Origin of the sequence: Pantoea sp. ACRSC, assembly GCF_022346785.1 — a bacterium.
Taxonomy (GTDB): domain Bacteria; phylum Pseudomonadota; class Gammaproteobacteria; order Enterobacterales; family Enterobacteriaceae; genus Pantoea; species Pantoea alvi.
Genome location: NZ_JAKRNN010000018.1, coordinates 1 through 25,962 on the forward strand (window position 1 = coordinate 1; position 25,962 = coordinate 25,962).

General features: G+C 57.6%; 21 protein-coding genes and 1 pseudogene. 16 read left to right on the forward strand and 6 right to left on the reverse strand.

What is annotated here, in order from left to right; all coding sequences use genetic code 11:
- Positions 1-120: 120 nt before the first annotated feature.
- From MHZ97_RS16355 to yajD, 11 genes and pseudogenes are all read left to right on the forward strand, one after another.
- Positions 121-978, forward strand: a pseudogene (locus MHZ97_RS16355) (hydroxyacid dehydrogenase); the annotation flags it as partial.
- Between the two features lie 10 nt (positions 979-988).
- The gene (locus MHZ97_RS16360; RefSeq protein WP_239315055.1) at positions 989-1,687 is read left to right on the forward strand and encodes an RraA family protein; all 699 of its coding nucleotides are present in this window, start codon (positions 989-991) and stop codon (positions 1,685-1,687) included.
- Between the two features lie 70 nt (positions 1,688-1,757).
- On the forward strand, positions 1,758-3,152 hold the full coding sequence (locus MHZ97_RS16365) for a DASS family sodium-coupled anion symporter (RefSeq protein ID WP_103796502.1): 1,395 nt from the start codon (positions 1,758-1,760) through the stop codon (positions 3,150-3,152).
- A gap of 15 nt (positions 3,153-3,167) precedes the next feature.
- Positions 3,168-4,331, forward strand: a complete 1,164-nt coding sequence (locus MHZ97_RS16370; RefSeq protein WP_239315056.1) for a metallo-dependent hydrolase — start codon at positions 3,168-3,170, stop codon at positions 4,329-4,331.
- 128 nt (positions 4,332-4,459) lie between these two features.
- Positions 4,460-6,337 (forward strand): sigma 54-interacting transcriptional regulator, encoded by a 1,878-nt coding sequence (locus MHZ97_RS16375; protein ID WP_239315057.1) that lies wholly within the window; start codon positions 4,460-4,462, stop codon positions 6,335-6,337.
- A 232-nt stretch (positions 6,338-6,569) separates the two neighbouring features.
- Positions 6,570-7,553 (forward strand): DUF1852 domain-containing protein, encoded by a 984-nt coding sequence (locus MHZ97_RS16380; protein ID WP_103796505.1) that lies wholly within the window; start codon positions 6,570-6,572, stop codon positions 7,551-7,553.
- 26 nt (positions 7,554-7,579) lie between these two features.
- Positions 7,580-8,611, forward strand: a complete 1,032-nt coding sequence (locus MHZ97_RS16385; protein ID WP_103796506.1) for a methionine synthase — start codon at positions 7,580-7,582, stop codon at positions 8,609-8,611.
- Between the two features lie 225 nt (positions 8,612-8,836).
- Positions 8,837-9,400, forward strand: coding sequence for a fasciclin domain-containing protein (locus MHZ97_RS16390; RefSeq protein WP_239315058.1), 564 nt, complete (start codon positions 8,837-8,839; stop codon positions 9,398-9,400).
- 42 nt (positions 9,401-9,442) lie between these two features.
- Positions 9,443-9,997 (forward strand): RNA polymerase sigma factor, encoded by a 555-nt coding sequence (locus MHZ97_RS16395; protein WP_239315059.1) that lies wholly within the window; start codon positions 9,443-9,445, stop codon positions 9,995-9,997.
- Positions 9,994-10,641: an anti-sigma factor domain-containing protein gene (locus MHZ97_RS16400; protein WP_239315060.1), complete on the forward strand. Its 648-nt coding sequence runs from the start codon at positions 9,994-9,996 to the stop codon at positions 10,639-10,641. The genes MHZ97_RS16395 and MHZ97_RS16400 overlap by 4 nt, the downstream gene beginning before the upstream one ends.
- A gap of 130 nt (positions 10,642-10,771) precedes the next feature.
- Entirely contained in the window at positions 10,772-11,119 is a 348-nt protein-coding gene (gene yajD / locus MHZ97_RS16405) for an HNH nuclease YajD (protein WP_224481416.1), read from the forward strand.
- Positions 11,120-11,263: 144 nt separating this feature from the next.
- On the opposite strand, the gene MHZ97_RS16410 is transcribed toward yajD, so the two are convergent.
- On the reverse strand, positions 11,264-12,916 hold the full coding sequence (locus MHZ97_RS16410; protein WP_239315061.1) for a methyl-accepting chemotaxis protein: 1,653 nt from the start codon (positions 12,914-12,916) through the stop codon (positions 11,264-11,266).
- A 366-nt stretch (positions 12,917-13,282) separates the two neighbouring features.
- Here MHZ97_RS16410 and MHZ97_RS16415 point away from each other — a divergent pair, with 366 nt between their 5' ends.
- The gene (locus tag MHZ97_RS16415; RefSeq protein ID WP_304624368.1) at positions 13,283-15,862 is read left to right on the forward strand and encodes an EAL domain-containing protein; all 2,580 of its coding nucleotides are present in this window, start codon (positions 13,283-13,285) and stop codon (positions 15,860-15,862) included.
- A 4-nt stretch (positions 15,863-15,866) separates the two neighbouring features.
- Here MHZ97_RS16415 and MHZ97_RS16420 read toward each other — a convergent pair whose 3' ends face one another.
- On the reverse strand, positions 15,867-17,414 hold the full coding sequence (locus tag MHZ97_RS16420; protein WP_239315062.1) for a GGDEF domain-containing protein: 1,548 nt from the start codon (positions 17,412-17,414) through the stop codon (positions 15,867-15,869).
- A gap of 461 nt (positions 17,415-17,875) precedes the next feature.
- Here MHZ97_RS16420 and MHZ97_RS16425 point away from each other — a divergent pair, with 461 nt between their 5' ends.
- Together MHZ97_RS16425 and MHZ97_RS16430 are read left to right on the forward strand one after the other, a co-directional pair.
- Positions 17,876-18,505, forward strand: coding sequence for a transcriptional regulator (locus tag MHZ97_RS16425; protein WP_239315063.1), 630 nt, complete (start codon positions 17,876-17,878; stop codon positions 18,503-18,505).
- Between the two features lie 87 nt (positions 18,506-18,592).
- Complete coding sequence (locus tag MHZ97_RS16430) at positions 18,593-19,465, forward strand: aldo/keto reductase family oxidoreductase (RefSeq protein ID WP_103796514.1); 873 nt, start codon at positions 18,593-18,595, stop codon at positions 19,463-19,465.
- 27 nt (positions 19,466-19,492) lie between these two features.
- Here MHZ97_RS16430 and MHZ97_RS16435 read toward each other — a convergent pair whose 3' ends face one another.
- From MHZ97_RS16435 to MHZ97_RS16450, 4 genes are all read right to left on the reverse strand, one after another.
- Positions 19,493-21,817: an FdhF/YdeP family oxidoreductase gene (locus MHZ97_RS16435; protein ID WP_103796515.1), complete on the reverse strand. Its 2,325-nt coding sequence runs from the start codon at positions 21,815-21,817 to the stop codon at positions 19,493-19,495.
- 93 nt (positions 21,818-21,910) lie between these two features.
- The gene (locus MHZ97_RS16440; protein WP_239315064.1) at positions 21,911-22,435 is read right to left on the reverse strand and encodes a DUF4865 family protein; all 525 of its coding nucleotides are present in this window, start codon (positions 22,433-22,435) and stop codon (positions 21,911-21,913) included.
- Positions 22,432-22,821, reverse strand: coding sequence for a tautomerase family protein (locus MHZ97_RS16445; RefSeq protein WP_239315065.1), 390 nt, complete (start codon positions 22,819-22,821; stop codon positions 22,432-22,434). Before MHZ97_RS16445 ends, MHZ97_RS16440 begins: the two co-directional genes overlap by 4 nt.
- Entirely contained in the window at positions 22,812-23,144 is a 333-nt protein-coding gene (locus MHZ97_RS16450) for a carboxymuconolactone decarboxylase family protein (protein ID WP_239315066.1), read from the reverse strand. Before MHZ97_RS16450 ends, MHZ97_RS16445 begins: the two co-directional genes overlap by 10 nt.
- 108 nt (positions 23,145-23,252) lie before the next feature.
- Here MHZ97_RS16450 and MHZ97_RS16455 point away from each other — a divergent pair, with 108 nt between their 5' ends.
- A complete protein-coding gene (locus MHZ97_RS16455; protein ID WP_239315067.1) occupies positions 23,253-24,137 on the forward strand; it encodes a LysR substrate-binding domain-containing protein in 885 nt (294 codons plus the stop codon).
- Positions 24,138-24,579: 442 nt separating this feature from the next.
- Positions 24,580-25,962, forward strand: a complete 1,383-nt coding sequence (locus MHZ97_RS16460) for a diaminobutyrate--2-oxoglutarate transaminase (protein WP_103796520.1) — start codon at positions 24,580-24,582, stop codon at positions 25,960-25,962.

Here is a 25,962-nt window from a genome sequence, read left to right on the forward strand (position 1 = left end):
GGCATGGTGCGTGCGCTGAATAAAATAACGAAGGCTGGTATGCCAGAAAGCGTGCGTATTGCCTGAAAACCCGGTCAGCTACAGAGTCACTCGTCCTGAAGCTGATTTATTCAACAAAGCCAAGAGGATGATATTATCCGTGATATCCCCGACTGTGATGGCATTATTGTTCGCCTCTCTAAAATGTCCGAGCGCGTATTTGACGCAGCGAAGAAATTAAAGGTGGTTGCCCGCCACGGTGCGGGATATGACACGGTAGATTTAGACGCTGCTAAACGTCATGGCGTGACCGTGTTAAATGCCCCCGTAGCAAACAGCATGTCTGTTGCCGAGCTGGCGATTTTTTACATGCTCTACTGCTCCCGCAATTTCAAGCTGGTCGAAGAGAAAATGCTGGAGGACTACTACTGGGCAAAACTGCGCACGCCAAAAGTGGAGCTGGATGGCAAAACCCTGGGTCTGGTCGGCGTAGGCAATATCGGTTCTCGCGTCGCCATCAAAGCGCTGCACGGCTTTAATATGAAGGTCATCGCTTATGACCCCTATAAAACCCAGCAGCAGATACCCGCAGGCGTTGAGTTAACTAACGACCTGGATCGGATATTTAAAGAGAGCGATTTCGTCTCTTTGCACTGCCCTGCGAACGCCGAAACCTTCGACTTGGTAGGTGAAAAGCAGTTTGCGCTGATGAAGCCCACCGCCTGTTTTATCAACACCGCACGCGGCAAGCTGGTCGATGAAAAAGCGCTTTACCACGCGCTTTCCACCCGCGCTATCGCCGCCGCGGGCCTTGATGTGCTGAAAAAAGAGCCCTTCGATCCAGCAAACCCCATCTTTGCCCTCAACAACGTAGTGATTGGGCCGCACATCGGCGCCGCCACCAAAGAAGCCACCGACCGCGCCTCGCTGCATTCTGCTATCGGTATCGACGAAGTGTTATCCGGTAAAAAACCCTCCTGGCCAGTGCCGGGTTTCTGAGGAATAAATCATGCCTATTGGTAATCGTGTTTTTATGAAACGCCCTGCGTTTGACATTGATCTGTTAAAAGAATATGAGCAGCTGCCTGCGGCGAATATCGCCGACGTTATGAACCGCATCGCGGTACTCGGCAACGGTATCAGGCGCATCTCTTCGCCGAAGAAGCCGATTATGGCGGGCTATGCCATTACGGTGAAAGCACGCGCGGGTGACAACCTGATGCTGCATGCCGCGCTGGATATGGCGACGGAAAATGATGTCATCGTGGTCTCTAACGAAGGCGACCGCTCCCGCGCGCTGATGGGTGAAATCATGGTCGCTTATGCCCACTGCACCAGGAAGATCGCCGGTATCGTGCTGGATGGCCCCATCCGCGATATCGACGCCCTTTCGGTACTCGATTTCCCCATCTTCGCCACTGGCGCAAATCCGGCTGGCCCCTTCAAAGAGGGGCCGGGAGAGGTGAATACGCCTGTCGCCGTGGGTGGCGTTGCGGTCTCGCCGGGCGATTTGATTGTAGGCGATGCGGACGGGGTGATTGCGATCCCTCTCAACGATGCCGCCGCCCTGCTGGACAAAGCCCGTGACTACTCCAGATTTGACGCCGGTAAAGTGGAGGCGGCGAAAAATGGCACCGCCAACCGTGCATGGCTAAGGAAATCATTAGAGGAAAAAGGCGTTGAGTTTATCGACGACGTCTGCCGCTAACTGCTGCCAATAATGAAATGCCGCGCGTCAAATGGATGATGCGCGGCTGACAAATACAGGTAACGTAAACATGCTTTATCTTAAACTCTTACCCATTATCGCTTTCCCCGTTCTGTTCTGGATTATCCCCCACCCGGAAAGTATTACTGCCGAAACCTGGCATTTAGTCGGTATCTATCTGGCGATGCTGTGCGGCCTGGTGCTGCGCCCGTTTACCGACGCGGTAATTATGCTCATCATCCTCGGCATCGCGTCACTGTTTATGGCGCCTGGCCCGCTGTTTGCCGGGTTTGGCAGTCCGATGGTGTGGTTTATTATCAGCGCCTTTATTATCTGTAAGGCGTTTGTCATTACGGGATTAGGTAAGCGCATTGCCTACCTGCTGCTTCAGCGCTACGGCAAAAATACCCTGACGCTGGGCTATCTGATGATGGTCACTGATACCGTACTGGCGCCAGCAACCGGCTCGAACATGTCGCGTTCCGGCGGCATTACCTACCCTATTTTCCGCAATATCGCTGAAGCGCTGGGATCAACACCAGAGAGCGGCAGCCGTAAGATCGGGGCGTATCTCACCATTCTGATGTATGTGGTGTCGATGGGCACCTCAAGTCTGTTTCTGACCGGGATGGCCACTAACTCCATTACCGTCTCCCTCGCAAATGAGATTATGCACGTCAGCCTGGGGTGGATGGTGTGGTTCAAAGCGGCCATCGTTCCGGCAGGCATCGTATTGCTGGCCGCGCCCTGGATCCTCTACAAGCTCTATGCGCCAGAGTTAAAAACTATCGTTAACGTTAACGAGATTGCTACCCAGGGGTTGCAGGAGCTGGGCCCGGTAAAACGCGAAGAGAAGCTGCTGCTGCTTTTCTTTGTGCTCGGCGTGCTTGGCTGGATGACCGGCTCCCTTACCGGTATCGCCTTTATTCCGGTCGGACTGGCCTTTCTCGCCTGCCTGTTGCTGTTCGGCGTATTGAGCTGGAACGATGTGATTAGCGAGAAAGCGGCCTGGCAGACCTTCGTCTGGTATGGGGCGTTCTATGGCTGCGCCGTTGCGCTTTCAAAAGGGGGTTTTTATATCTATCTGGTTGAGGTGATCAAAAACTACCTCGACCTGTCTCAGCTCAGTGAAATCAGCGCGCTGGGCGTGCTGGTGTTTATCAGCCTCGCGGTACGCTACTTTTTCGTCTCCAACAGCGCCTTTGTGGTCTCCTTCTATCCCGTGCTCTTTACGCTTGGCATGACAACCCAGGCGCACCCGATGTACATCGCGCTATCGCTGGCTTTTTCTGCCGGTTATGGCGCGCTTCTGACCCACTACGGCAACGGCGCAGGCGTGTTTACCTTCTCCAGCGGCTATGTTCCGCAAAAGACCTTCTGGCTGCTGGGCACCATTATGGTGGTAGTTAACGTGCTGGTCTTTTTCCTGATTGGCATTCCCTGGTGGAAAGTAATCGGTATTTAATAAGGAGATAATAAGATGAAACCCGATATTTTAATTAAAAACGGCCTGGTAGCCGACCTCGACAGCGAGAGTTATATCCATCAGGACATTGGGATTGTCGGCAATCGTATTGTCGATGTGGAGACGCTGGAATGCGCTGACGCTGAAACGGTCATTGATGCGGCGGGCTGCATCGTCCTGCCCGGATTAATTGATTTCCATGCGCATGTGTTTTACGGCGGAACGGCCATTAGCGTCAATCCAGATATTCTCTGTCTCCCTAACGGCGTGACCAGCGTGGTGGATGCCGGAAGCAGCGGCTGGGTTAACTACCGGCTGTTCCGCAACAGCGTGATCAATCAGGCGCAGACGCGCATCAAAAGCTATCTGAACGTGGTTAACGTTGGGCTCTCCACGCTGGGCGGCGGCCCTACGGGGTATCTTGAAAACACCAATCCTGCCAACTTCAACGTAGAGAAAATTCGTCAGACGCTGGCGGAGAACGCAGACAATATCCTCGGGCTGAAGCTGCGTTACAGCCAGGATATTGCCACCGGACGCAACTATAGCGGCGACCCTTTCCTGGCGACGGTTGAGCTGGCGCGCCAGTTAAAAACCACCCTGTGCGTACACGTCACCGACTCGCGCCTGACAGCGGATGAGCTGATTGGTCACTTTATGGCTGATGATATTTACGCGCACTGCTTCCATGGAACAGGCAATGCCATTCTTCAGGAGAGTGGCGAGCTGTTCCCGTCAATTAAAGAAGCTAAAGAGCGGGGCGTGATTTTTGACTGCTCCAACGGCGTAGCGCACTTTGATTTCCACGTGGCGCGCAAGGCGATGGAGCAGGGTTTCAATCCCGATATCATCAGCACCGACCTGACGCTGCGCAATAGCCTGCGTACGGAAAAAGTGTTCAGCCTGCTGTTTGTTATGTCGAAGTATCTCAATATGGGCATGTCCTTTTTCGACGTGGTGAAAGCCGTAACCCGAACCCCTGCCCGCCTGATGAAGATGCAGGATCAGACTGGCACCCTGACGCCGGGGGCTTTTGCCGATATCGCGATCGTGAAACTGCGTAAAGAGAAAATCGAGTTTGAAGATACCCGAGGCGTTCGGCTCGAAGGCGATTGCTATATAGACAACTGTGCCACCATCAGTAACGGACAGATTGTTTATCGCCGTCAACGTTTTTAACAGCTGAGTTCGCTTATAACAGATACCTGCGCATCGCTCGATGGCAGGTATTTTTTTGTCCGGTTCTTTTCCCTGACCGGACAGGAAACAGGATGTTTCGCCCTTAGCCTGATGAACTTTAGTTGCCTATGAAAAATAATGAGATCGCCATATTTTCGGTATCACAAACCATCACCCAGCGTATATTCAGCGTGTTGGCTGAGAGAAAACTCGACATACCCGTTTATGAATATCACTACGCTGACCTTCTTGATAAAGCTGAACAGCTGATCCAGGGCGGGACAAAAGTCCTGATTAGCCGAGGGGGCACGGCAGCGGTTCTGCGAAACCATCTGAATATTCCCGTTGTGGAGATTGCTCACGATCTGCACGGCATCTACCGTATTTTACAGGAGGCCAGAAAAACGTCGCAGAAGATCGCAGCGGTGGGCTTTCCGCGCTTTTGTCACGTTTTACGCTATTACCAAAATATGGCCCAGGATGAGTTTAAAATTTGTCAGGTCTACAACCACTACGACATAGAAAATGTCGTTAAAACCCTGGCGGAGAATGACTATAAACTGGTTATCGGCGGCCTGACGGTCGCGGAGATGGGCAAAAAATATGATTTAAAGGTCGTTATGGGCGATACCGATAATATCACTATTGAGCAGGCGCTCGATGTCGCGACCAGCATGTTGAACTATATCAACCGAGAGGGGATCAGGCAGGAGATGTACTGGTCGGCCCTGAATCAATCCCGCGAAGGGGTGATGTGTCTCGATCAGTCAGGGGAAATCATCAATATTAACGCCCGCGGCTTCACGCTGTTTCAGTGCAGCACCGGCGAGAAAATCTTTCAAAAACCCTGTTTTAAACCCCTTTATGCCAGCATCATCAATGAGCTGGACGTTCAGGATTATGCGCTGGAAATCGAGGGTGAAAGCGTACAGGTCTCGATCAAACACTTCAGCAATAAACAGGATTTCTACACCATTGTGACGGGGAGTAAATCAGAGCAGGCAGGCAGCGCTGGTTTTCGCAGCAGCAAAAAAATCGCCAGTCAAACCTTCGCCACTACCTACACCTTTGCCGATATTATCGGCGACTCCCCGGCAATGCAGTCGGTTATTGCGCAGGCTAAACGCTATGCCGCCAGCGATATGCCGATTGCTATTCAGGGCGAAACCGGCACCGGTAAAGAGCTGTTTGCGCAGAGCATACACCATGCCGGGCCGCGCAGCGCCGAGCCGTTTATTGCAATCAACTGCGCGGCAATTCCCGAAACGCTGCTGGAGAGCGAACTGTTCGGCTATGCCGACGGCGCCTTCACCAATGCCCTGCGGGGAGGAAAGCCCGGCATTTTTGAGATGGCGATGAATGGCACGGTATTTATTGATGAGATTAGCGAAGCGCCGCTGGCGGTTCAGGTTAAGCTGCTGCGCATTTTGCAGGAGAAGAGGTTTAGCCGGCTGGGCGGGGATCGCTTGATCAGCGCGAACTTCCGCCTGATTACCGCCAGCAATAAAGACCTGGCCGCACTGGTGGCGGCAGGCGAGTTCCGCAGGGATCTCTGGTATCGCATCAATGTTCTTGAGCTAAGGCTGCCCGCGCTTAAAGAGCGCTGTGGTGATGTGATGCTGCTGATCGACGCGCTGCTCTCCAGGGAGGGGATCGCTTTGCGCTTTACCGATGACGCGGTGAATTTTCTTAACGCTTACCCCTGGCCGGGCAATATCCGTGAGCTACAGACGGCCGTTTCCCGCCTGACGGTGCTGCACGACATCAACGAAAAGGTGGACGTGAAGGTTTTGCGCGCCCTCTGCCATCTTTCGGCGTCTGCCAGTGAAAGTAATGAGGCTGCTCTCCCCCTGACGGATGAGGTGGATCTGTTAAAAAAACAGGAGCAAAAACTCATCCATTCAGTGATAAAACAGACCGGCGGCGACCGCCTGAGAGCGGCAACGATTTTGGGTATCAGCCCGACAACGCTGTGGCGAAAGATGAAGATCTACAACCTGGAGTAAGCTGAATCCGCTGCACTTACTCATCATCCCTGCCTGATCATGAAAATTGTTCATGTTCGTTGAAATTATATCACTTTTCCTTGATCCCCGACTCAGGCATAAATGATGCATGGATGTTAAGTAATGGTAACACGAAGAGTTGTGAACGTGAAAACAGCTAAACCAATCGGGATATCCTGAGCAGAAAGCATTACACCAGATTGTCGATCACGAATTAGGATGCCAGATTAAAATGACTCAGCCATTCGATTTTACGATTAAAACCCTGCGCTTTGACGAAAATTATAACCCTTCGGAAAATACGCGCATCACCACTAACTTTGCCAATTTAGCCCGCGGCGATAAGCGCCAGGAAAATTTGCGCAACGCGCTGGCAATGATTGACAACCGCTTTAACTCGCTGGCGCACTGGGATAATCCCACCAGCGATCGCTATTCCGTCGAGATCGACATTATCTCCGCTGAGATGAGCATTGAGGCGTCCGGCAGCCGCGCGTCGTTCCCGGTAATTGAAATATTAAGACCCAATATTATCGATGGCAAAACCGGCCAGCGCCTCGAAGGTATTCCGGGCAATAACTTCTCTTCTTACGTGCGCGATTATGACTTCAGCGTGCTGCTGCCGGAGCACAACAAGAATAAAGCAGACTTTACGCTTCCCGAGACCTTCGGCGATCTGCACGGCACCATTTTCAAACGTTTTGTGGCCTCGTCTGCCTATAAAGAGCGCTTTCAAACCTCGCCGGTGATCTGCCTGAGCGTCTCCAGCAAAAACGTTTACCACAGAACCAATAATCAGCACCCGGTGCTGGGCGTGGAATATCAGCAAGACCGCCCCTCACTGACCGACCGCTACTTTGCGAAGATGGGTCTGCAGGTGCGCTATTTTATGCCGCAAAATAGCGTCGCGCCGCTGGCGTTCTATTTTAGCGGCGACCTGCTGGCCGACTACAGCAACCTTGAGCTGATCGGCACCATCAGCACCATGGAGACCTTCCAGAAGATCTACCGGCCGGAGATCTATAACGCCAACTCCCCGGCGGGACAGCGCTATCAGCCGGACCTGAATCATCAGGATTACTCTTTAACTCGAATTGTTTACGACCGCGAAGAACGTAGTCAGTTAGCCGTTGAGCAGGGTAAGTTCACCGAAGAGAACTTTATCAAACCCTATCAGACGCTGCTTGAGCAATGGGCTGTTCATTCCGTTCTTTGATTATCTAACCCACAGGGTCACGCTTTATGAAAAAGTTATTACCAACCTCTACCGCTGGCAGCTTGCCTAAACCCTCCTGGCTGGCGCAGCCCGAGACGCTCTGGTCGCCGTGGAAATTACAGGATCGCGAGCTGGTCGACGGCAAAAAAGATGCCCTGCGGTTATGTCTGGCGGATCAGCTTGAGGCCGGCATCGATATCGTCAGCGATGGCGAACAAACGCGTCAGCATTTTGTCACCACCTTTATTGAACACCTGAGCGGCGTTGATTTTGAAAAGCGTGAGATCGTGAAAATTCGCGATCGCTATGACGCCAGCGTGCCGAGCGTGGTTGGCGAAGTGAGCCGTCAAAAGCCGGTGTTCGTTGAGGATGCGAAATTTCTACGTCAGCAGACCAGCCAGCCGATTAAATGGGCGCTGCCTGGCCCGATGACGATGATCGATACCCTTTACGACGGCCACTACAAAAGCCGCGAAAAGCTGGCCTGGGAGTTCGCTAAAATTCTCAACCAGGAGGCCAAAGAGCTGGAGGCCGCTGGCGTAGATATTATTCAGTTCGACGAGCCAGCCTTTAACGTTTTCTTCGATGAAGTGAATGACTGGGGCATCGCGACGCTGGAGCGGGCGATTGAAGGTCTTAAGTGCGAAACGGCGGTGCATATTTGCTACGGCTACGGCATCAAAGCCAACACCGACTGGAAAAAGACGCTGGGAACGGAATGGCGTCAGTATGAAGAGATTTTCCCGAAACTGCAGAAGTCGAATATCGACATCGTTTCGCTGGAGTGTCAGAACTCACGCGTGCCGATGGATCTGATCGAGCTGATTCGCGGCAAAAAAGTGATGGTAGGCGCCATCGACGTGGCCACCAATACCATTGAGACCCCTGAAGAGGTTGCCAGCACCCTGCGCAAGGCGCTGCAGTTTGTTGACGCCGATAAGCTCTATCCCTGCACTAACTGCGGCATGATCCCGTTGCCTCGTCACGTAGCCAACGGCAAGCTCAACGCCTTAAGCGCGGGCGCGGAGATTGTCCGAAAAGAGTTAATGGCTAAGTAACGCCGCCAGGCGCTGCAAAAGAGTGCCGTCCGGTTGGGCGTTTTCGCCTGACCGGATTAACTTGCAGCCTCGATCTCTACGGCAAGGAGAGCGCGGCGCATCCCCTTCCCTCGTCACGCCGCCATCAGCAGTTAAAAATAATTTTCCGCCGCTGCATCCAGTTGCCCTTCTCACGCGTATATCCCTTTGTGAGCAACCTTATTGCTCCTTCAACGAGGATATATGATGAAAAAGTTAATCAGCCTTTCCGTTGTGTTCGCTGCCCTTTTCGTTTCAGCAGGCTCATGGGCCGCGATGAATGATGACGCTGTTATGGTTGGCGGCGCAGCGATGTATCCGCAAAAAAATATTGTCGAAAATGCATTAAATTCCCGAGATCACACCACCCTGGTGGCGGCCGTTAAGGCGGCGGGCCTGGTGGATACCCTGCAAGGCAAAGGCCCCTTTACGGTCTTTGCGCCCACCAACGCCGCTTTCGCCAGACTTCCTGCGGGCGCGGTAGATGACCTGCTCAAACCGGAGAACAAGGCGAAGCTCAGCAGCGTGCTCACCTATCATGTGGTAGCCGGCAAATATGATATGAAAGCGCTGGAGCATAAAATTAAGCAGGGCGGCGGCCATGCCGAACTGAAAACGGTGAACGGCCAGCCGCTATGGATTATGAGCAACGGCCCGCACAATATTCAGCTAAAAGATGCTCAGGGCAATATCGCCAATATCAGCACCTATGACGTCTACCAGAAGAATGGCGTGATTAACGTTATTGATACTGTTCTGATGCCGAAGTAATTATCTATACTCGGACTGGCGCTAAATCCATGCGGAAAAAATATGGACACCACTCAGGCCGAACAGCTTAATCAGTTAATGAAGGCGGTCGTCAACGGCGACCGCCTTGCGTTTGAACGGCTTTACCGGCTTACCTCGCCCTATCTGTTCGCCGTTGCACTGCGTACGCTGCGCAATCGCGCCTGGGCGGAAGATGTGCTGCACGACTGCTTTATTACGGTCTGGAACAATGCCTCGACCTTTAATCACGCGCTCAGTTCGCCCCTGACCTGGATGACCCATATCCTGCGCAACCGCTGCATTGACTGGCTGCGCAGCGGCGCGGTGCGGCGAACAGCGCCTGACGAAGCGCTCAGCGATGAGTGGGTCTCCTCCCCGGCGGGCCTGCAGGATGGCACGCACCACAGCGATCGGGCGGAGCGTCTTCATCGTTGCCTGCAGAATTTAAGCAGTGAACAGCGGCAGACCCTCTCTCTGGCCTACTATCAGGGGATGTCCCATAGCGAGATCGCCGACTGGGTGCAGCAGCCCGTCGGCTCAGTTAAAAGCTGGATCCGTCGCGGTCTGGCGCATTTGCGGGAGTGCGTGGGACTATGAGCGTAAACGATCGGCGCGATCGGGCACTGGCGGCGGAATATGCGCTGGGCACGCTGCGCGGCGCGGCAAGGCTGCGCTTTCAGCGCAGACTGAAGAGAGAGCCGGCGCTGGAGGCGGAGACGGCGCGCTGGATCACGCTGCTGCACGGTATGGAGAGTCAGCTGCAGCCGGTGACGCCGCCGGAAGCGGTCTGGAAAAAAATCGCCCTTGCGCTGCCGGAGAGAAAGCCAGCGCCTGTTTATGGGCGCACCCTGCCCTGGCTTACCGCTGCCGGGCTGGTTTTCGCCGTGCTGCTCTACGCCTTTGCGTTCCGGCCGCCAGCGCTGACGCCGCTCACGGTGCTTAACGGCGGTCAGCAAAGCGGCCAGTGGATCGTCAGCGCGAATGGCGCGCGCGATCGCATCAGGCTCTCGCCGGTAGAGGTTATGGACGTCGCGCCCGACAAGAGCCTGGAGCTGTGGGTGATCCCCGCAGGCCAGGCGCCGGTTTCGCTCGGCGTGATTCAGGGTGGGTCGGTCAATAATATCGATATTACCCGGCGGCTCTCGATGGAAAACGCGGTTCTGGCGGTGAGTCTGGAGCCAAAAGGCGGATCGAAAACCGGGCAGCCTACGGGGCCAGTGCTCTACAGCGCGAAGTTATAAGCAGGCGCACAGGGCTGGCGAACCAGGGCGTCAGGCCAGCCACCAGGCGCAAACCTGGCTTGATGTTCGTTACCGGGCAGGCTAGCCTGCGCACATCACAGGCAATATCTTCTGAAAGGTAACAACCACCATGGCTCTGATCCCTAAAAACTATGCGCGGCTGGAAAGCGGCTACCGCGAGAAAGCCCTGAAAATCTATCCGTGGGTGTGCGGACGCTGCGCGCGCGAGTTCGTGTATTCCAACCTGCGCGAACTTACCGTCCACCATATCGATCACGATCACACCAATAACCCGGAAGATGGCAGCAACTGGGAGCTTCTTTGCCTCTACTGTCACGACCATGAACACGAAAAATACACGGAAGCGGACCAGTACGGCACTCGCGTGGTGGCGGGAGAGGATGCGCAAAAGGATGTCGGTGCCGCCACCTATAACCCCTTCGCCGACCTGCAGGCGATGCTCAATAAGAAAAAATAACGGCGGCCACTGCCGTAGCCTCTACCTCGCCCGGCGCGCGGGAAAAGCTTAAAAAAATCCGGAAGCGTCGTCGCTTCCGGATGGGTATGGTACCTCAACGGCATGCAACCGGTTTCAGCCGGCTGCGGCATCTCGTCTTTGGGATCAGAAGCTCTGCCACTCCGCTTCGTTGATCACCGCGACGCGCTGCGGCGCAGGGGCGCGAAAAGGTGTCGGCTGCGCTGCCGGCGCACGCGGCGCGGCGAACTCGAGAGTGCTGCCGATGCGGAACTTGCCGACCAGTTCGGTAAGCGTGCTGGCCTGCTCCTGCAGCGACTGCGCCGCCGCCGACGCCTCTTCCACCAGCGCGGCGTTCTGCTGGGTTACGTCGTCCATCTGGTTCACCGCCTGGTGTACCTGCGCGATGCCCTGACTCTGTTCGACCGCTGCTGCGGCAATTTCGCCGACCAGATCGCTGACCTGGCGAATCGCATCTTTCATCACGTCCATATTGCGGCCCACGTCGCTCGCCTGCGCGGCGCCCGCTTCCGTCAGCTGATGCGAGGCTTCGATCAGCGCTTTAATCTCATGGGCAGCGGCGGTGGAGCGCTGCGACAGGTTTCTCACCTCGCCCGCTACCACGGCGAAGCCTTTGCCGTGCTCGCCAGCGCGCGCCGCTTCTACCGCCGCGTTAAGCGCCAGGATGTTGGTCTGGAACGCGATGCCTTCAATCAGCGAGACAATATCGTTTACCTTGCGCGAGCTGCCGCGAATATCGTCCATTGTTGCCAGCATGGTACTCAGCGATGCGCCGCTCTTTTCTGACAGGCTGCTGGCGTTGGCCGCCAGCTGGCTCGCCTGGCGGGTATTGTCAGCGGTTTGACGTACCGTCTCGCTCAGCTGGGTCATGCTGGCCGCCGTCTCTTCCAGCGACGCCGCCTGCTGCTCGGTACGCGAAGAGAGATCCTCATTGCCTGCGGTAATCTGCACCGATGCGCTGCTGACCGACTGCGACGCCTGGTTCACCGAGGCGAGCGCCGATGCGACGCGCTGCATCAGATGGTTAAAGGCGCGCGCCATATTGCCAATCTCATCACGACGGCTCTCATCGGCGTTCAGCGTCAGGTCGAGATTGTCACTGGCGCGCGTCATCACGTTGCCCATGGCCGTCAGGCTGCGGCGAATACGCAAAATGGTAAAGGTAGAGAAGAGGCCGAACAGCACGATGGTGGCGATCACGCCGCCGATGGTGGCCCACAGCACAATTTTAAACTGGCTACGGTTGGTGTCGCGCAGCTGGTTGCTGATGTCGATATTGAGCGTCAGCTGTTTCTGGTAGTCGGCAATCAACTGGCGAATCGCTGCGCCGACGCCCGTATCGCCCTCGATCATCCCGAGCGTCAGGCTATCCTGATGCGCATGGGAGGCGGCGATAAACGCCGGCAGACGATCGTTAATTACGCGCAGGTTCTCATAGGCGACGTTGGTGAGACGCTTGTCCTCGTCGTTAGAGATATCGTTGGTCATGTAGTAGTCGATCTGCGATTTGATCTGCGCCAGGCTTGCGGCGAGGTTTTTTTCCACCTCGGCAAACTTCGCGTCTTCGGTCTGGCTCTGGTGCTTGTAGAGCGTGATTGCCAGCTGGTTACCTTCATCAATCATTTTCCCCAGATCCTTGATCGAGGGAATAGCGTTGGCCTGGACATACTCAAAGCGATCCTGAAACCCGGACAGCAGCGAGATAGCCAGTACGGCCTGTAAAATAATCGCGCCAAACAGCAGCGAGAATGCCAACAGCAGGCGTTGGGTGATGTTCATCCTGTTCTCCATAAGGTTAGTGCCCCTGACCTTATGTGTTCAGGCAGGGTTTAGCTCTCCTGTCATCGGCACTGTCTCCGCTTTTATTAATTTTATTTGCGCGGCGCGCTGCACATTTTCCAGACGCCGCTGCAGGGATTCTCGCTAACGACCTGAGCCCGACGCGTTATCCGAGCGCCATTATCGCGGAGGACACCAGCGGCAGGATGGCGACAGGTCATCTCTTCGGCGTCCGCCTGCGCGGCGGCCGCCAGCCAGTTGTCATAATTCCTTCATCAGCGCGCTGTAGTCCGGCCTCTCTGCTGCCGATAACGGTGAGAAGTATTTCAAATACGCTTTATCGACACTCTGGCGCGGCGACTATTGATGACGACTTATACTCACCCCTCTTCCACTGACGGACGCGCGCGCGGCCTGGTCAGAAAACCGATGATTATTATGCTGGTGTTGCTCGGCCTCTCTTTTGGCGCCGCGCTGACCGCGCTGCTCTGCGTGGCCGACGATCTGAACGATAAAGCGGATCTTCGCAGCGGTCTGCTGCTGGGCAAGGCGTTCGCCAGCAGCGAGGAGAGCATGCGTTTTCACCTCAGCGACAACGCGGAATGGGGCGAAGCCTACGATAACCTGCATCGCGTGCTAAACCTCGACTGGGCCTGGCAAAATCAGAACCTGGGCGAATCGCTGTTCACCACATTCGGCTATGAGGGGGTGTTCGTGATCGCCCCCAGCGGCGAAACCCGCTACAGCGTGCTTGAGGGGGCGCTGCGCCACGAAAGTTTTCAGGCGTGGCTGGGTCAGGACCCGCTTAACGTTGTGAAGCAGTGGCTACAGCAGAACGACGGCAAGGCGATCGCGCGTCTGGTGCGCACCGGCGACCAGCTGGCGCTGATTGGCGCCTCCTGGATCACCCCAGGGGGCGACCACAGCGTGAACAGGGTTGAAGGCCCCCCCTCTGTAATGATCTTTGTCGACCGCCTCACGCCCGCGAAGCTGGCGAGCGCCGGCGCGGAGTATGGCATTAAGAACCTCAGCTATGCCGACGCGCTGGCCGCCGCCTCCGCCGACACCGCGCGCTATCGCGTATCAGCGCTGGGCGGCGCCGTGACGCTGATGTGGCAGAGCGACAATCCCGGCGGCGCGCTGCTTACCTGGCTGCTGCCGCTGCTGGTGCTGCTGATGGGCGCCACCTTTTTCACCGCCACCATGCTGATGCGCAACGCGCTGCGCAAAGCGCGCCACAGCGACGTCAGCACCTTCCTGCTGGAGCAGAGCCAGCAGGCGCTTGCCGCCAGCGAACAGCGCTTTCGCGACGTGGCGGAGAGCACCACCGACTGGATCTGGGAAGCGGATGCGCAGCTGCGCTTTACCTGGATCTCCGGGCGCTTTCCCGCCGTCACCGGCTACCACAGCCAGGACTGGCTGCATCAGCCGCTGCACGCTTTTCTGCTCGACGATGCCGATTTGCCGCAGCGGCTGACGCAGCGGGAGCAGCCCGGCGAGCCGCTGACGCTGCTGCGCTGCCGCTACCGATCCGCGCAGCAGCATATTCGCTTCTGCAACCTGACGCTGCGGCCGGTTACGCTGGCGCAGGGGAAGAAAGGCTATCGCGGCACGGCCACCGACGTGACGCTGGAAGTCGAGGCGGAGGCGCGCGTGCGCTATCTCTCACAGTTTGATGAGCTGACCGGCCTGCCCAACCGCGCGCAGATGAACGCCTGCCTTGCGGGCAAGCTTAGCGGCGCGCTGCACAGCGATCGGCCGCTGGCGGTGATCATGATCGACCTGGATAAGTTTAAGCCGGTGAACGATCTCTACGGCCACGCCGCCGGCGACAGCGTGCTGCACGAGGTCTCCCTGCGCTTCAGCGACTGCCTTAAAGAGGCGGGGATGACCGCCCGCCTCGGCGGCGACGAGTTTGTGATGATCGTCTCCGACATGACCAGCCAGGAGGAGATTAGCGCGCTCTGCAGCCGCATTATCACCCAGATCAATCTGCCCTTCGCCATCAACGGCGGCGAGGTTTATATCGGCGCCAGCCTGGGCATTGCGCTGGCGCCGCAGGATGGTAATAACCCCGGCGATCTGCTGCGCTATGCGGATATTGCGCTCTACAAGGCGAAAAACGCCGGACGCAACAACTGGGTCTTTTACCAGCGCGATATGGGAGAGAAGATCGTACAGCGGCGCGAAATGGAGCGCGAACTGCGCGAGGCGATCCACACCGACCAGCTGCGGCTCGCCTGGCAGCCGCGCTACGACGTGCGCGCCGCCCGCGTCACCGCCGTCGAGGCGCTGGTGCGCTGGCACCACGCGCAGCACGGCGTGCTGATGCCCGATCAGTTTATCCCGCTGGCGGAAGAGACCGGGCTGATTAGCGCGCTGAGTGACTGGGTGCTGCTGCGCGCCTGCGAAGATACGCGCCGCGACCTGCCGGGACTGGCGGTGTCGGTCAACCTTTCCGCGGTAGAGTTCAGCGATAAAGGCCTGCCGCGGCGTATTCGCGCCGCGCTGGAGGCCACCGGCCTGCCGAGCAACCGGCTGGAGATCGAGGTAACGGAAAACGCCATGCTGCAGGACCCGGAAACCACGCTTGAGGTGATGCAGGCGATCAAGGCGCTGGGCGTGAAGTTTTTAATTGATGATTTAGGCACCGGCTACGCCTCGCTGAACTATCTGCGCACCTTTCCGTTCGACGGCATCAAAATCGATAAATCCTTTATTTTCCCGCTCAGCGACTCCGTGCAGGCGCGGAAGATTGTTGAAAATATGGTCGGGCTGGGCAAAGCCTACGCCCTCAGCATTACCGCTGAGGGGGTCGAAACTGCCTCTCAGATGGAGCAACTAAAACTGATGGAGTGCGACGGTCTGCAGGGCTACTACCTCGGCAAACCGCAGCCGCTGGCGCAGATCGTCGAAACCTACTGCGCCGCGCCTACTCTGCCTTAGCGGCTCAGGGAGAACGCCGCGCCTGATTGCGTCCGCCATGCTTCGCCAGATAGAGCGCCTCATCTGCCTTCTCGATCAGCACCTGGGGCTGGGGGCGATCGCTTTCAGGCAGAAAGGTCGCGCAGCCCGCGCTCAGGGTGACGTGCGCGGCGATCGACGAGGAGTCATGAGGAATATTGCGCGCGCTCACCGCTTTCACCGCCGCGTCAGCGATCTTCAGCGCGTCCGGCCCGGTTGCGCCCGGCAAAATAATAGCGAACTCTTCGCCGCCATATCTTGCCACCTTATCGTCAGCGCGCAGCGTCAGCCCGCGCAGCGCGCTGGCAACCGCTTGCAGACAGGCGTCACCGGCAACGTGGCCGTAGGTGTCGTTGTAGCGCTTGAAGTAGTCGATATCCATCAGGATCAGCGACAGCGGCTGGCCGTGCTCCGTCGCGTCGAGCAGGCTCTGCTGCAGGTAATGGTCGAACTGGCGGCGGTTCGCCAGCCCGGTCAGGCCATCGGCGAGCGCGAGGTTCTCCAGCGACAGGTTCGCCGCCGTCAGCTCGTCGCGCAGGCGGGTCAGCTCTTGCTGATAGCGCAGGCTGCGCCGCGCCTGGCTAAGGATATAAGCTCCGAGCAGCACGATTCCCGCCAGCAGCGCCAGATCGAGCAGCACATTTTCTACCTGGTCCTTAATCCAGTTCTTCAGCAGGTTATTTTTGTCGTAGCCCGCCGCCACCACCATTCCGTAGCGCTCCGAGCGGGCAAAACCGAAAATACGCGCCTGTCCATCCAGCGCGGCGCGCCACTGGCCGCTGCCTTTGTCGGCGCTGGCGAGCATCGCCTGAAACAGGTGGCTGGAGGAGAGGTTTTTGCCGATATAGCTGTCGGGCATCGGTCGCGCGTAGAGCACCGTGCTGTCCGCCAGCATCAGCACCAGCACATCCTGCGGCCCCAGCTCATAGTAGCTATAAAAGTGCCGAAAGTAGTCGACGCGAATAGTGGCCAGCAGTACGCCGCTGAAGCCGCCGGAAAGATCGTTGACCCGCAGCGAAACCGGTATTACCAGATCGCCGGTGCTGCGGCTGCGCAATACCGGCCCGATATGCACGCTGTCGCGCGCATTCATGCGGTGAAAGTTGAAATATTCACGATCGGCGTTGTTAATCCCTTTGGGAATGCTCTGCATCGAGGTGGCGATCCACTTTCCGCTGGCGTCGTAATAAAACAGCCCGTGCAGCTGCGGCAGCCGGCTTGCCAGCTCCCGCATGGTCTGGCTGAGCGCAGCGCCGTCGATGCCGGTCGCCATTTCGCCTGTCAGCTGATGCTGCACCTCCCGCAGCGACAGCTCCGTCTGCAATATGGTGTCGTCCGCCTGGCGCGCCTGAGAAAGGGAAAGATTTACCGCCATCTGTTCAGACTGAATCACGGTATCGCGCCAGGCTTCACGCATTGTCCAGAGGTTAAGTCCGGTCACTGCCACCGTCAGCAGCAGCCCGCCCATCGCAATGCTTCTGGGTAGTGAACGATTTAACGACGTCCCTCGATCGCTTCTCCTTTTTAGCTTCATGTCCCGCCTCATTAAAATGCTTGTGTTAAGTTAAGCGCATGGCGGCGTCCCGGCGCAGACCGCGTAGCCCTGACTCGCCAGAAAAGAGCTGCGCGTCGCCGCGTTTATCTTCAACGGCCGATAAATCATCTTTTTAAATAAAATATTCACATATCATTACGTTAGCGGGTAAGTTGCTAATTACAAAGGACACAGCCCACAGGATAAGCGAAACGGCAGGTAAAACAATATTTTATGCTGTTTTAATTTTCCGCTGACAGGTTCAGACTGTATATTCATCCACTGCGGCAGGCGGTGGCTATTCGCTCTCCGTTCAAGGACAGCATATGACTTATACGTCTGAAACCATCTGCGCGATATCGGGCGCCGCTCTGGTTAATCTTAAGCGCTGGTATCGAAGCGGCGTTATCCAAAAATACCCATCCGGTCGTGAATGGACTGAGGCTCAGCTGCAAGAGGTGATGGATATAACGCGCCTGACCAGCCAGGGCGCGACCATCAGGGAGATCAAAACGGCGCAGGCTGGCGCGCATCCTCTCCGCACCGGCGGCTGGGCGGCACGGCGCGGCGATATGCTCTGGCAGCTCGAATTTGGCAGCCCGCAGTCGCTGAGGGTGCTGTTGCGCAAGCTTGCCAGCAACTTTACCGGCGATGATTTCGTGTTACGGCTGCTGCTGCCGCTTCACCAGTGGCTGCGTGACGATAGGCGCGCCGGGGCCAGCCGTCGTATGGAGCGCTTCCATCAGCTGATGGTCGCCCATGCGGGCAGCGTGACGCGCCACGCCACGCGCGCCGCCGCTATTCCACTGCTGCTGGAAAATGTCAGCGAGAAACACCAGACCGATATCTGGCTGGAGGCGATCAGGCTCAGCGGTCAGGGCTTCTGCGTCGAAGTGCGCCCCTTTTGCACCCTTTATCCCTCAGTCAACGTGCATCAGCACCATCTTTACTGGTGCGGCGCCGGCCTGACGGAGATGATGTATCAGCACTTTCTGACGCGCCAGCAGAAAGGCGATCCCGTTCTGCTCTGCGGCCCCGACCGTCGCGTCCATCATCTCTATCCGCAACCGCAGCTGCACGCGGTCGCCTGAGCGGCCGCTTCCCCCTCTTCTTCCTTAATACGCGAAACCAGACCGTAGCGAGTACACTTACTGGGTCCCTTTCACCAGGAGGTTTCTATGTCTCAGGTTTCCCTTCGCTATCGTCTCGGCGACGACGAGGTCGGCCGTTTAGGTTACGGTGCGATGCAGCTCGCCGGCCCCGGCGTCTTTGGCCCGCCAAAAGATGAGGCGCGTGCGATACAGGTGCTGCGTGACGCCATCGCGGCAGGCGTTCGCCATATCGACACCAGCGATTTCTACGGCCCGCACCTGACCAATCAGCTGATTAAAAAAGCGCTGCATCCCTACCCGGAAGATTTAATTATCGTGACCAAGGTTGGCGCACGCCGCGACGAGAAAGGCGGCTGGCTGCCCGCTTTTTCGCCGGATGAGCTGGTCAGCGCGGTGGAGGATAACCTGCGTAACCTTGACCTCGACGTGCTGGAGGTGGTCAATCTGCGCAGCATGCTCAATCCGCAAAAGCCGGTGGAAGGGTCGCTGGAACCGCAGCTGCGGGCGCTGATTGGGCTAAAAGAGCAAGGGGTCATTCGCCATATTGGGCTAAGCAACGTCACGGCGCGTCAGGTAGAAGAGGCGCAGCAGCTTACCGAGATCGCCTGCGTGCAGAACCTTTATAATCTCGCCAACCGCGCGGATGACGCACTGATCGACAAGCTCGCCGCGCAGGGCATCGCCTATGTGCCCTTCTTCCCGCTGGGCGGGTTTACGCCGCTGCAGTCCACGCAGCTGACGCAGGTGGCGCAGCAGCTTAACGCTACGCCGATGCAGGTGGCGCTCGCCTGGCTGCTGCAGCGCTCGCCCAATATTCTGCTGATCCCCGGCACCTCGTCGCCGGAACATCTGCGGGAAAACCTTGCGGCGGCGCAGCTGACGCTGCCGGATGAGGCGCTGGCCACCCTGGACGGCATCGGTAAAAAACAGGGCCGCTAGCGCGGCCCCTGACTGGCTGACGATCTTTTAGCGCAGCGCGCCTGAGGTTTCCTCGGGCGCTTCGCACCGTTCCAGCGCGACCGGGATACTTTTGTAGGCGGGGATCCCGCTCTCGGTATCATGGCTGTCGAGCGGCACCATCACGTTTGCTTCAGGGTAATAGGCCGCAACCGAGCCGGGCGCCATGTCATAGACCACCACGGTAAGATTATCGAGCCGCCGTGCGGTGCGGTTGCCCTCAGGATCGAGCGCCACCATATTCACCTTATCGCCGACGCGGAACTGGCGTTTTTCCGCCTCGTCCGCCGCCATAAACAGCACGTCGCGCCGACCGGTGACGCCGCGATAGCGGTCATTGAGGCCATAGAGCGTGGTGTTGTACTGGTCATGGCTGCGCAGCGTGGTCAGCACCAGATCGTGACAGATTAGCGAGCGGGGATCTTCGTTGATGCCCTGCATCACCTTAAACTGCGCCTTGCCGCTCGGGGTCAGCCATTTCCGCTGCGAGGCTGCCACCGGCAGGCGAAAACCGCCAGGCGTCAGAATACGGTTGTTGAAATCCTCGAAGCCTGGGAACACCGCCTCGATGGCGTCGCGAATAAAGCTGTAGTCGCCTGCCATTTTGTCCCAGTCAACGCGCGAGTTGCGCAGCGTCGCTTTTGCCAGCGCGGCGACCAGCGCCGGTTCCGATTTGAGATGCGGCGAGGCGGGTTTCAGCGTGCCGCGCGAGGCGTGCACCATCGACATCGAATCCTCTACCGTTACGCTCTGCTCCCCCGACGCCTGGCGATCGATTTCGGTGCGGCCCAGCACCGGGAACAGGTAGTTATGTTTGCCGAGCAGCAGGTGTGAGCGGTTGAGCTTGGTGGCCATATGCACCACCAGGTCGAGCTTGCGCATCGCTTCAAAGGTGACCTGCGGATCGGAGATCGCCTCCGCCAGGTTGCCGCCCAGGCAGAGCAGCGCTTTGGCTTTGCCGTCGCGCATCGCCTGGATCGCCGCCACCGCGCCGTGTCCATGCTTCTGCGGCGGCTTAAAGCCGAACGCTTTTTCAATATTGTCCAGCATCCACTGCGGCGGGATCTCGGTAATGCCGACGGTGCGATCGCCCTGAACGTTGGAGTGACCGCGTAACGGGCAGATGCCCGCGCCGCGCTTGCCGATATTGCCGCGCATCAGCAGCAGGTTGGCGATCTGCTGCACGTTCTGCGTACCGTACTGGTGCTGGGTAATCCCCATGCCGTAGCAGATAATGGTGTTTTCCGCCGCGGCGTAAAGATGCGCGATATTTTGAATCTCTTCGAGCGTCATGCCGGAGACTTTCAAAATATGCGGCCATTCCGTCGCCTCAAGATCCGCCTTCAGCGCGGCAAACCCTTCGGTATGTTCGTTGATAAAACTTTCGTCGATCACCCCTGGCTCGCCCGCCGCCAGCGCTTTCTCATGCATCGACAGCAGGGTCTTCATTACGCCTTTCAGCATCGCCGCGTCGCCGCCGACGCGCACTTTGTAATAGGTAGACGCCAGCTGCGTCGAGCCCATCGACAGCATTTCAATGGGGCTTTGCGGCGAGGTAAAGCGCTCAAGGCCGCGCTCGCGCAGCGGATTGATCGCCACGATGGTTTTGCCGCGCTTTGAGACGTCGCGCAGCGTCGCCAGCATCCGCGGGTGGTTAGTGCCGGGATTGTGGCCGATGCAGAGCACCAGATCGCAGTGATCGAAGTCTTCCAGCTCTACCGTGCCCTTGCCTACGCCAATTGACTGCGGCAGCCCGACGCTGGTCGGCTCATGGCACATATTGGAGCAGTCGGGAAAGTTATTGGTGCCATATTCGCGGGCGAAAAGCTGCCAGAGAAAGGCCGCTTCGTTGGAGGCGCGGCCGGAGGTGTAGAACTCGACGCTGTCGGGATCTTCATAGCTCTGCAGCAGCGCGCCGATCTCGCTCAGCGCCTTTTCCCATTCAATGGGCTGATAAGTGTCGCTTGCCGCGTCATATTTCATGGGATGGGTCAGGCGCCCTTCGCCCTCCAGCTCAAGGGCACTGCGCTGCCAGAGTTCGCTGACGGTGTGGGCAGCGAAGAATTCCGGCGTGGTGCGCTTGCTGGTGGCCTCCCACGAGACCGCCTTGGCGCCATTTTCGCAAAATTCGAATGAGGAGCGGTGCTGGGGATCGGGCCAGGCGCAGCCCGGACAGTCGAACCCTTCCGGCTGATTGACCTTGAACAGCGCGATAACGTCCTGCTTAACTGACATCTGGCCGCGAATGGCATCCGCTACCGCCTTGAGTGCGCCCCAGCCGCCTGCCGAACCGCCATAAGGCGCAATACCAATATTACTGTTTTGTTTTTTCATACGACCTTGCTCTCCAGTGCTAAACCTTTTTAGCGTAGGCGAGCAGACCCTGAGTGCGGCGGCGGCGGGCCTAAAGATGTTAAATTTATTCTTTCAGGATGTTACCGCGTTTCGCATAGTCGGATCGCCGAGAGCGAGGTAGCCGATGCGGTAACCGTCGCCCGGCCGTTCCGCCTCCGCAGTGAAATCGACATGCAGCAGCGTCTGGGCCGAAATATCCCAGCCGACCAGCGCCGCCTGCAGGTTCAGCGCCGCCAGTTCGCTATAGGGGGCAACCGGTTCAGAGCGCAGCACCGCGAAGCGCGCGTCGCGCAGCGTGGCGACCGGCGGCGCTTTTATTCCCAGCCAGCTTTGAATCGCGGGCCAGCCGAAATCCTCTGTGAGCCTGGCGAAACCGGCGCTCTGTAAGAAACGGATCATCCCGTCGGTGTCGCGCCAGAGATAGAGCGGCGCGTAGCAATTCGCTCTTGCCCCCTCATCGCGTCGCGCATAGAGATAAGCCTTAAATGTCAGATCGGGAAAGCCGTCGAGCCTGGCGCCGTTTTCTGCGATGCGGCGCTCGATAATCGCCATGTCGTAATCGGCGGGCAGCGTAAAGCGATAGTGCATCAGGATCATTGCGCCTCCCCGGCGAGCATGGTGCCGTTGCTAAAGCTCCAGTCGCCTGCGCTGTTAAACTGGATCACCACCATCACGTCGTCGGGACGGACGGCGAGCTGCTCCGCCAGCCGCTGCGTCAGCGTACGGCACAGCGCGGCTTTCTGCGCCGCCGAGCGCGGTTTGCCGGCAAGCAGGGTAAAAAGCATAAAATCGTCGCTGCGCCCGCCGCTCAGGTAGTGCGGATCATAAATCCGCTGCGACGCGGGCAGTTTTTCCACTATCTGAAACCGGTCTTGCGGCGGAACGTCAAAGGTATCTACCAGCGTGCGGTGCAGGATGTCGCCGATCAGCGCGATGCGCGCCTCGCTGGTCTGCTCAGGCAGCGTAATTCGGGTCAGCGGCATGACTGCTTCTCCCCGGCATTGTCCTCCTCTGGCAAATAGTGCAGCGCGGTTACGGCGGCGGGCCAGCCGGCATAAAAGGCCAGGTGGGTAAAGGCTTCGCTGAGTTCGCGACGGCTCAGGCCGTTTTCGCCGGCGAAGCCGATATGCCAGCCGAGCTGTTTCTCCCGTCCCAGCGCGGCGAGACAGGCCAGGGTGATCAGGCTGCGTTCGCGCGGCGTCAGGATGTCGCGCCGCCAGATATCGCCGAATAGCAGGCTATGCGTGATCTCCGCCAGTTTTGGCGCAACCTGCTGCAGGGTCTCTTTATCGAGTGCATTGCTCATGATGGTGTGGCTCCTCTCAGGATTTATCGCTCACCTGCAGTGTCGTCCTCTGCTACTATCCTGAAAATCAAATTATTCAGCACGGTTCATCCCGAAAAGCAGGACGATATGAATAAACTTCCGGTCTCTCTCGATATGGATGCGCTGCGCAGTTTCGTGGCGGGCATCGAATACGATAGCTTCGCCCTCGCCGCCCAGCGTCTCTGTCGTTCTACCTCCGCCGTCAGCGCGCAGCTTAAAAAGCTGGAAGCGCAGTGCGGCGCTGAGCTGGTGGTGAAGCAGGGCCGCAAGCTGGCGCTCACGCCCAGCGGCGAGATGCTGCTGAGCTACGCGCGTCGTTTGCTGGCGCTTAACGATGAAGCGCAGCGCGCCGTGCGCGGCGAACTGCTAAAGGGAGAGCTGCGTATCGCCATGCAGGAGGATTTTGGCGAATCCCTGATGCCCGCCCTGCTAAGCCAGCTGGCGCGTCAGCATCCGCATCTCAATCTGACGGCGCGCATTGACCGCAACCGCGCCCTGCGCCAGGCGGCGCTTGAACGTCAGGTCGATATCGCACTGCTGTGGCAGCCTGAGCAGGTGCTGGATGAGAGCGAGTTTTTAGGGGAATGCCCGCTGGTGTGGATCGCTTCGTCGCAGAGTGAGGTCACCAGGCTGCTGGCGAGCGGCGAACCTTTACCGCTGGTGATGTTTGATGCGCCCTGTCAGATGCGCTCGCGCGCTATCGCCGCGCTGGACGGCGCCGGGATCCCCTGGCGCATTATCTTTACCAGTCCGAGCCTTAGCGGCATCTGGGCGGCGGTTCAGGCGGGCCTGGGGATTACGCTGCGCTCGCCTGTGGGTCTGCCGTCCGGCCTGCATATTGTCGACGGGACGCTGCCTGCGGCGGGCCGCATCGGGATAACCCTGTGGCAAAACCGTAGCCTGGACCTTCAGGCGCAGCGCCTGCTGCGCGATTCGGTTTCCGCTGCGCTGCTTCCCTCGCTGCTGCGCTAAAGATTTCCGGTTTAAACAATTTGGTTTAAATATGTTTCCCGCACGTAAGGTTAAGCCTTTTATATAACTTAACCTTCGCGCTGCGGATTAATTTATGGCGTGATAATTTTCACCGCGTCGTTTGTTTAATACGTCAACAAAAAAGGCCTTTAATTGCCTGTTTCTTCTTCGGTTAGCGTTTTTTTTTGCAGTTAAACCTGCCGGCTGCGCTACGCCGTCACACCTTGTTAACACAGGCGTCATCAGGGGCGCGCATACTTTGCTGGCAGGCCGCATGGCAGGAAAGGTTTGTTATATATAAACGCGAATGAATCTAAACAAAATAAAAGATTGAGCCCGAATCGCAAAAGCTCTATATTGGCCGCGCCTAAAATCAGGTAACCCGATTTTTTAACAATCATTCAACTGCGGCACATACGATTGCCCCGGTTGTAGGAGAGATATGATGACGGATAAAGTCCGTATTGATTCTTTAGATGCCACTTCAAACGCAAACAATGAAACCTATTTGGCCCGTCAGGCTGAGTTCGAATCAAACGTCAGAAGTTATCCCCGCAAGTTACCGTTAGCGATTACCCAGGCGAAAGGCGTATGGATCACCGACGCCGACAACAAAGAGTACCTCGACTGCCTGGCAGGCGCGGGTACGCTGGCGCTGGGTCACAATCATCCTGACGTATTGCAGAGCATCCAAAATGTCATTACCAGCGGCTTGCCGTTACATACTCTCGATCTGACAACGCCCTTAAAAGATGCGTTCTCTGAATACCTGCTGTCGCTGCTGCCGGGCCAGGGTAAAGAGTACAAACTGCAGTTCACCGGCCCGTCCGGCGCGGACGCGGTAGAAGCAGCCATCAAGCTGGCGAAAAAAGCCACCGGCCGTTCAGGCGTTATTGCCTTCTCCGGCGGCTACCACGGCATGACCCACGGCGCGCTCTCGGTCACCGGTAACCTGTCGCCGAAAGAAGCGGTCAACGGCATGATGCCGGAAGTGCAGTTTATGCCTTATCCGCACCTTTACCGCTGCCCGCTGGGCATCGGCGGCGAAGCGGGCGTGAAAGCGCTGACCTACTACTTCGAAAACCTGATCAACGACGTGGAAAGCGGCGTGCGCAAACCTGCGGCGGTGATCCTGGAAGCGGTTCAGGGCGAAGGCGGCGTAAACCCGGCACCGGCCGAGTGGCTGCAGCGTATCCGTAAGGTGACCGAAGAGCACGGTATTCTGCTGATCATCGACGAAGTGCAGGCGGGCTTTGCGCGCACCGGTAAATTCTTCGCCTTTGAACACGCCGGCATTCAGCCAGACATTATTGTGATGTCCAAAGCTGTGGGCGGTGGTCTGCCGCTCGCCGTACTGGGTATCAAAAAGCAGTTCGACGCCTGGGCGCCGGGCCACCACACCGGTACTTTCCGCGGCAACCAGCTGGCGATGGCGACCGGCCTGACCACGCTGAAAATCCTGAAAGAGCAGAACATCGCCGACAAAGTGGCGCAGCAAGGCGAGTGGCTGAAAGGCAAACTGGCTGAGATGCAGAAACGCTTCCCGGTTATCGGTCACGTACGCGGTCTGGGCCTGATGATCGGCATCGAGATTGTGAAGCCGAACGAAGCCAAAGATCAGCTGGGCTGCTATCCGGCGGACGGCGATCTCTCTGCCCTGCTGCAGAAAAAATGCTTTGAAGCGGGCCTGATCCTCGAGCGCGGCGGCCGTCACGGCTGCGTGCTGCGTCTGCTGCCTTCCCTGCTGATCACCAACCAGGAGCTGGAAGTCTTCCTCGATAAGTTCGAGCAGGCGCTGCTGGCCGCTGGCGTGCAGCCGGTTTAA

What these genes read in the sequence shown, in the direction of transcription:
- MHZ97_RS16420 (WP_239315062.1), bottom strand. Translation starts at nt 17,414, where the DNA reads ATGAAGCTAAAAAGGAGAAGCGATCGAGGGACGTCGTTAAATCGTTCA.
- MHZ97_RS16395 (WP_239315059.1), top strand. Translation starts at nt 9,443, where the DNA reads ATGGACACCACTCAGGCCGAACAGCTTAATCAGTTAATGAAGGCGGTC.
- MHZ97_RS16415 (WP_304624368.1), top strand. Translation starts at nt 13,283, where the DNA reads ATGACGACTTATACTCACCCCTCTTCCACTGACGGACGCGCGCGCGGC.
- MHZ97_RS16380 (WP_103796505.1), top strand. Translation starts at nt 6,570, where the DNA reads ATGACTCAGCCATTCGATTTTACGATTAAAACCCTGCGCTTTGACGAA.
- MHZ97_RS16385 (WP_103796506.1), top strand. Translation starts at nt 7,580, where the DNA reads ATGAAAAAGTTATTACCAACCTCTACCGCTGGCAGCTTGCCTAAACCC.
- MHZ97_RS16435 (WP_103796515.1), bottom strand. Translation starts at nt 21,817, where the DNA reads ATGAAAAAACAAAACAGTAATATTGGTATTGCGCCTTATGGCGGTTCG.
- MHZ97_RS16360 (WP_239315055.1), top strand. Translation starts at nt 989, where the DNA reads ATGCCTATTGGTAATCGTGTTTTTATGAAACGCCCTGCGTTTGACATT.
- MHZ97_RS16445 (WP_239315065.1), bottom strand. Translation starts at nt 22,821, where the DNA reads ATGCCGCTGACCCGAATTACGCTGCCTGAGCAGACCAGCGAGGCGCGC.
- MHZ97_RS16390 (WP_239315058.1), top strand. Translation starts at nt 8,837, where the DNA reads ATGAAAAAGTTAATCAGCCTTTCCGTTGTGTTCGCTGCCCTTTTCGTT.
- yajD (WP_224481416.1), top strand. Translation starts at nt 10,772, where the DNA reads ATGGCTCTGATCCCTAAAAACTATGCGCGGCTGGAAAGCGGCTACCGC.
- MHZ97_RS16455 (WP_239315067.1), top strand. Translation starts at nt 23,253, where the DNA reads ATGAATAAACTTCCGGTCTCTCTCGATATGGATGCGCTGCGCAGTTTC.
- MHZ97_RS16430 (WP_103796514.1), top strand. Translation starts at nt 18,593, where the DNA reads ATGTCTCAGGTTTCCCTTCGCTATCGTCTCGGCGACGACGAGGTCGGC.
- MHZ97_RS16440 (WP_239315064.1), bottom strand. Translation starts at nt 22,435, where the DNA reads ATGATCCTGATGCACTATCGCTTTACGCTGCCCGCCGATTACGACATG.
- MHZ97_RS16410 (WP_239315061.1), bottom strand. Translation starts at nt 12,916, where the DNA reads ATGAACATCACCCAACGCCTGCTGTTGGCATTCTCGCTGCTGTTTGGC.
- MHZ97_RS16425 (WP_239315063.1), top strand. Translation starts at nt 17,876, where the DNA reads ATGGATATAACGCGCCTGACCAGCCAGGGCGCGACCATCAGGGAGATC.
- MHZ97_RS16365 (WP_103796502.1), top strand. Translation starts at nt 1,758, where the DNA reads ATGCTTTATCTTAAACTCTTACCCATTATCGCTTTCCCCGTTCTGTTC.
- MHZ97_RS16450 (WP_239315066.1), bottom strand. Translation starts at nt 23,144, where the DNA reads ATGAGCAATGCACTCGATAAAGAGACCCTGCAGCAGGTTGCGCCAAAA.
- MHZ97_RS16460 (WP_103796520.1), top strand. Translation starts at nt 24,580, where the DNA reads ATGATGACGGATAAAGTCCGTATTGATTCTTTAGATGCCACTTCAAAC.
- MHZ97_RS16370 (WP_239315056.1), top strand. Translation starts at nt 3,168, where the DNA reads ATGAAACCCGATATTTTAATTAAAAACGGCCTGGTAGCCGACCTCGAC.
- MHZ97_RS16375 (WP_239315057.1), top strand. Translation starts at nt 4,460, where the DNA reads ATGAAAAATAATGAGATCGCCATATTTTCGGTATCACAAACCATCACC.
- MHZ97_RS16400 (WP_239315060.1), top strand. Translation starts at nt 9,994, where the DNA reads ATGAGCGTAAACGATCGGCGCGATCGGGCACTGGCGGCGGAATATGCG.